Consider the following 5,952-nt stretch of genomic DNA (forward strand, 5'->3'; position numbering starts at 1 on the left):
GCAGAACAACTGGTACGAGGACGACAACGGCAATGGCGTACTGTCCTTGTCCGGCAATGAGTATACACCTCGTTCAGCTTATGGAGTAGCTCCGGCCGTGAAGGTTTATACAGATGTTGCCCCTCCGTCAACCGTGGACTTCGTTTGCACGGTCACTCTGGTAGATTGGGCTGGCGGAGATGCGGCGACGACCGCGGACGTCACGGTTGATTCCGTGCTCTATCCCGATGTCGCACTCACGGGTACCGGTTCTGTGCGTACCTGTACAATCCCAGCCTTAGCTGCTGGTTCACACGTAGTCACAGTGAAGCCTCTCAAGGCTTTGAGCGAATCTAAAACCGGCTCAACGCCACAGGCCTTCAGCACGCAGTGCGGCGATACCAATGATGACAACAAGATTGATGACTTGGACTTCCTTAGTGTCATCGGCAACTTCGGATCAACCGATCCTGTGCTTAAGCTCATTGGCGACGGCAATGGCGACGATAAAACGGATGACTTAGACTTCCTTAATGTCATCGGTAAATTCGCAACCTCCGGCACCTAAGCCTTGCATAAAAGAAGGGGCGAAGCTAGAAGCTTCGCCCCTTCTTTTATGCAAGGCTTACTCGATATTATTAACCTTTCTTGGGGCTATCGACATGGGTTACCTTCTGTATCCTCTGCGTCTAAGAGCTCTCTATGCATGATTGCACAATTCTGCATAGTGAAAGGAACCCTAAACCGAGGATAAGCAGAAAGCACCACAGTTAAACTCCTGAACTTTAAAATGCTACAATCAAGATAGACTAACGACAGCCTGTGACTTTGAAAGGACGACTTTATGCTAGGAATTCAGGACAGGGAAATCATCCATCGTTTGGCGGGCGAGGTGGCGGAGATTGCAGCATTGCCAGTTCAAAAGCAGACGCGCAACTGTTGGCGACAGCTTAACGGCCTAAAGCCTGTTCGTCCCATGGTGATGATCGATCAGGTGTGCTGGAACGAGATGAATGTAGAGGATGAGCTTGCCCTCACCTGTGAAGATCGTGAATGCCGTATGTATGAAGAAGAGTTGCGTAGGCTGCTTTATCAGTGGCGGCATTTTCGAGGGGATATGGTTGTCGAGTCGTTCCTCCAAGTGCCGAAGGCCGTGAAAGATACCGAATCGGGCGATACTTCTAAAGTTAATTACGGCCATGCCTATTTTAACCAATTTGTCTTTGATACCGATCTAGACAAGGTTAGGTTGCCGATCATTACCCACGACGAAGCTGAGACCGCCCGGCGGCTGGAGGTTGCGCATTCACTCTTTGACGGCACACTGGAGGTTGCGGCGGATGGTTTTACACCTTACCTTTCAATTTGGGACCCTATTACCATTTGGATGGGTGTCGAGGGTGCGCTCTACGCCTTGATCGATCGCCCTGACTATATGCGCGAATTGGTGCGGCGGATGGTGGCCAGCTATCTGAGTATGCTCGACCAGTTGGAGGATCAAGGCCTGCTCTGCCGGCCGCAGCAAACTATTCATTGCACCGGAGCCTATACCGACGAACTGCCCGCGCCGGGATACAATCCAGCTAAACCGCGAACCAAAGACATTTGGATGTTTGGTCTGGCGCAGATGTTCTCGACGGTATCGCCGGCGATGTTCGAGGAGTTTGAAATCGATGCGTGTATGCCCATCTTCGAACGCTTCGGCTTGGTCTATTACGGCTGTTGCGACCCAATGGACCTAAAGATGTCCAAGGTGCGCAAGATCCCGAACGTCCGCAAGATCTCGATGAGCCCGTGGGTCAATGAAGAAATCGGCGCCTCCGAGATTAAAGGGGATTACGTCTATTCCCGAAAGCCCAATCCAGCTCTTCTAGCCTGGCCCATTTTCCGCGAGAAGTCCGTCCGCGAGCACCTGCAAACAACAGTAGACATCTGCGCCCGTCACGGCTGCCCCTTAGAGTTAATCCAAAAAGACATCAGTACTGTAGCCAACGAACCCCAACGTTTATGGCGATGGGCTGAAATCGCGATGGAAGTGGCGCAAGGGTAGGGGCGTTACTGCTACCAACGAATTTTGGCGCTTTTGGCAGCTAGACTGCGATTTACTAATAAGAAAAGGGGCGAAGCTTCAAGCTTCGCCCCTTTTCTTATTTAAGGCTTACTCGATAATATTAATTTCTAGCTTGGGACCATCAATATGGGTTACCTTTGTGCCTGATTTGTCGACCCTGACACTAAAGCGCGATTGACCGACCAGGACGTTTCTGAACTCAAAGAAAGGCCAGCTTTCAGGGAGCCAAGGTTTGATGGTGACTTTACCGTTAGCTGCATCCGGCTGTAGTCTCAATAGCCCCCAAACCAGGCTCTCGGGCATGAATGCCGACGACCAGAGCTGCAGGTAGTTCCAGTGTGAGGATTTAAAGTAGCGCATCTTCTTGCGATCGCCATAAGGGTCCATCCCTTCGGGGAATGCTCCCGGACTGGCATGTCCGCACGTTCGCGCTAGACATCTTACATACTCAAGTCCTTCTTCATTACGGTCATAGTTGAACTCAGCGACAGCGGCATAACCGGTAGTTACCGGCATCAGACAATTGTTACCGCCGAGGAATACACCATATTCACTTTCATATTCGGGGCCTTTATATCTGGCAAGTGCGCGGACAACTCGTTCTTTGGGAGAAATGCCTGCATAGCCAACGCCTTCGAAAGGTCGCCCCCACATAATGTTTTCCGTCTCGACGACAGGTTTGTTATTCTCATCGAGGGTTCTTGCATAGCAGCCTTCCTCTTCGACCCAGAACAACTCTTCAAGCTGCTTGCTGTATCGATCAGCTTCAGAACGGGCCTTTTTGGCATCTTCCAAATCACCCATCTTTTCGCATAAGTCAGCAAAGTCCTTGTAACCTACCGCCAGCAAAATAGGATTCGTCTTGTCTCTGGCTCCACCAATTCTATCTTCAAATTCTCCCATTAGAACGCCATCCACGACCGGTTCGGATGCGATGTAATCCCACATGCCTTTCCTGACTATCGGATAGAGATCTTTTAGGAACTCTTCATCGCCGGTCCAAAGGTAGGTATCCCACACGCAGCGCATATAGAAGGGAGTTTCTCCTACGCTGCCCGGATCATAGACGTGACCTGTACTGGCGACTTCGTGGGGAACCTTTCCCCCTTGTTTGTCCGCAATGCCGCCAATCACGCGTAAAGAGGATTTCACGGTTTCATGCAGTCCTGCGGCGAGCATGCCGCGAATTGCAGTGAAGGTATCGCAACCAAAATAGCAGGTGAAATCCTGATGGCCTGCCGTCACACAGGTGCCCAGGCATTCCGAATGCTGGGTCATCCATTCCACATTCAACTTGCTCCATCGATAAGCATCATTGAGCAGTGGCTCCGGGGTTTCTACACAAGTTAGTTCGCTGGCAATATGACGATAGAAATCCACCTTTTCTTTTAACTTCGCATCCCAGTTAGCGAGCACGTCATCAGCGGTCGCCAACGTTTTGGCTTCGCTCTGATGATGCCCGGAGATAACCATTCGAACTTTGGCTTGCGGATCTAAATCTAAGTAGAAAGTTGCCAAAACGGAAGTACCGTTGCCGTAGGTTCGCTCAGGCCCCCACAACTCTTCGCCGATGGCCAGTCTTTCCGGCTTCTTATCGAATTTAACGGCTCCAGTAAAATAACCCCAATCATAGGGTAAATCGGAACCGGAGATGCCATGCGCAATCGCGCCGTTTTCAATCGCTTCCAATTCCAGTCCAACCGGATCATCCCACCCCGACATCCAAGTGGTTTGGACATCGAAGCGCACCAGAACCGAAAGGCGAACTTTTTGAACTTCCGGACTTGAAGTCTTAATATCGAACTCAACCCCGAAAGCTTGATCATCCTTAGGAACGAATTGACGTCGCGTAATGGTCCAGTTGCCTTTATAATAGATATGCTCCGACCAGGCGCCGCCTTCCCCTAAAACGAATTCATCATTCTTTTTACACCATTCACGTCGAATAGCATTATAACTTTCTTGAGGCGGCCAACCGGCATCATCGACGCTCAGCCAAACCCCGTCAGCAATCTTGAGCGGGTGCATCCAAATGCCGCCCATCTCCTTGGTTTTATGCCATCCAAAATCCGGGAAGAACCCATCGCACCAACCGATGCCATAGCATCCGCGCCCCGCCAGCGTATAAGGTTGGTCGAGTTCGGTCGTCATTCTTATTTCCGGGATCCCTTTCAATTCGCCCATCCTTATCCTCCTCGAGCCAAAGAACTACCGTTGAATGATTGCACAAACCGTTATAGATAAAGGAACCATTTAAATGAGAATTGGTATTTTTGACGATGATAAGCAGGATATTTCTCCGTGAAGCCTATAGCTGGTCTAAAAAACCTTTCGTTTGGAACTAGCGTCCTTCGTTATGGCACTGAGAGCAAGTTGATCGGGGGGGGGTAGGTATCACATTTCTCTAACGTTGTCTCGTTGACATCATCATACTGAGCCGTCTGGTTCCCGACCCAGTCATATGTTTAATTGGTGTCGCTCTGTACCAGGGTCATTTCATCCATATGCTTGACAGGTTTCATTTAGTGTGGTTTGATCTCAACGTGGGCTTGGATTCTCTGCGCCCACAAGACACCCGATCCCTCGCATTATTTCAATCTCAACCGCTGGGCTTCAATAAGCAAGGAGCGACCACTCGCAGGAATCGGTCGAGTAGGGTGTAAGGGGAAGTCGATTCCTGAGTAAAGTAAGCCGAGCTTGTGACCTTCATAGTCGTAGGCAACAACCCTGGTTCCTGAAGTGAACGGTTTTGCGAATTTTATCCAAATCTGTTTTGCCCCATCATCGTGACCCACAAACCAACCGTGATCATCCGGACGAGAAGATGAAATCATCCATGAAGCGGTAGACGTCTCTCCTTGTACGATGATTCTCGCCCTCTTCTGGAAAATGACCTTGTCTGACACGAAGTCATAGCCCCAGTACACTAAAGAGTGACCCACTCTTATTCGCTTGGTTACCCGAGATGACGATCGTCGTTCCACTTCGAACTTGGCTGTTAGCACTACGATATCCGCAGATTTATTGTCTGCGCGCGCTTCAATCGCATTCCTTATTTGGCTGCACTTACCTGATGTAAAGTCAATATAATAGACACTCTTGGCCTTCTCTTCATATGGATCAGTATATGGGTTGATCACAACGCCAGATGCGGAAAGATATGCCTTACCTATCTTGTATTTGCGTGGCAGCAAAGGGAGCAAGTTGATACGTAGCAATTTATGCCTTGAATTAAGCACATAAAGATATTGCCCTGTAGCGCTTCCAAAAACAAGACGATCTTCACCACACGCAATTGGAGCAAACAGGCCGTAGCGGTACACAACATTGTTATTATGATCCAACACATGAGCCTCTTTACTAAACTCCCATATCACATCTGATCCACTGCGGATCCTCTTCTCAAATGGGACATATATTCCCAGCTCGGTAGTGATAAAACTTACGAAGCATATTAAAACGCCAAGTAGCACCAAAACAAATACTGACTTACGCCATTTTCCTTGAAGCATACTTTCTCCTCCACATAGGCAAATAATCCTTGGCGACCGCACGTTCGCATCCCACAAGGTTGGTATTGACCTGCCCCCCTTCCCAAGGGGGGACTACCGGGAAATCTAAATGTCAACTACGGCTTGTTGGGTTTGGTTGGTGGCGGTTTGATTGGGGTGGGGGTTGGTTTGGTTTCCTCGGTCTTTTCTTCGGCTTTTTTAGCGGCGCGTTGTGCGGCGACTGTGGCGGATTGTTTGATTGCTTGGTCGATGATAGCCTTAATCGTCGCGTTCTGAATAATGATGCTCTCAAAAGGCGATTCGTTGCCGCCGAGCATTGAGCCTCGTGATGACTCGTCAGGTTTTGTACCTGACAAGATCATGCACAAAACGCCGATTGGCTGGCCTGTA

5 protein-coding genes are annotated in these 5,952 nt (G+C 49.6%); 2 read left to right on the top strand and 3 right to left on the bottom strand.

Annotated elements, in window-relative coordinates; translation table 11 throughout:
• Window positions 1-547 (top strand): hypothetical protein (locus WCO51_08710; GenBank protein ID MEI6513339.1); only part of this gene is annotated, 547 nt, incomplete at its 5' end.
• Window positions 548-823: 276 nt separating this feature from the next.
• A complete protein-coding gene (locus WCO51_08715; GenBank protein MEI6513340.1) occupies window positions 824-2,029 on the top strand; it encodes a hypothetical protein in 1,206 nt (401 codons plus the stop codon).
• Window positions 2,030-2,137: 108 nt separating this feature from the next.
• Here the strand turns inward: WCO51_08715 and WCO51_08720 are convergent, their stop codons facing one another.
• The 3 genes from WCO51_08720 to WCO51_08730 all read right to left on the bottom strand — a co-directional run.
• Entirely contained in the window at window positions 2,138-4,234 is a 2,097-nt protein-coding gene (locus WCO51_08720) for a glycosyl hydrolase family 65 protein (protein ID MEI6513341.1), read from the bottom strand.
• Between the two features lie 404 nt (window positions 4,235-4,638).
• Window positions 4,639-5,562, bottom strand: a complete 924-nt coding sequence (locus WCO51_08725) for a hypothetical protein (GenBank protein MEI6513342.1) — start codon at window positions 5,560-5,562, stop codon at window positions 4,639-4,641.
• 116 nt (window positions 5,563-5,678) lie between these two features.
• The coding region (locus tag WCO51_08730) for a hypothetical protein (GenBank protein MEI6513343.1) at window positions 5,679-5,952 on the bottom strand (274 nt) is incomplete at its 5' end.

The sequence above is a fragment of the bacterium genome (assembly GCA_037131655.1).
Classification (GTDB): Bacteria; Armatimonadota; Fimbriimonadia; order Fimbriimonadales; family JBAXQP01; genus JBAXQP01.

Excerpts from the sequence above, each read along its gene's own strand:
- WCO51_08715 (MEI6513340.1), top strand. The coding sequence starts at position 824 with ATGCTAGGAATTCAGGACAGGGAAATCATCCATCGTTTGGCGGGCGAG.
- WCO51_08720 (MEI6513341.1), bottom strand. The coding sequence starts at position 4,234 with ATGGGCGAATTGAAAGGGATCCCGGAAATAAGAATGACGACCGAACTC.
- WCO51_08725 (MEI6513342.1), bottom strand. The coding sequence starts at position 5,562 with ATGCTTCAAGGAAAATGGCGTAAGTCAGTATTTGTTTTGGTGCTACTT.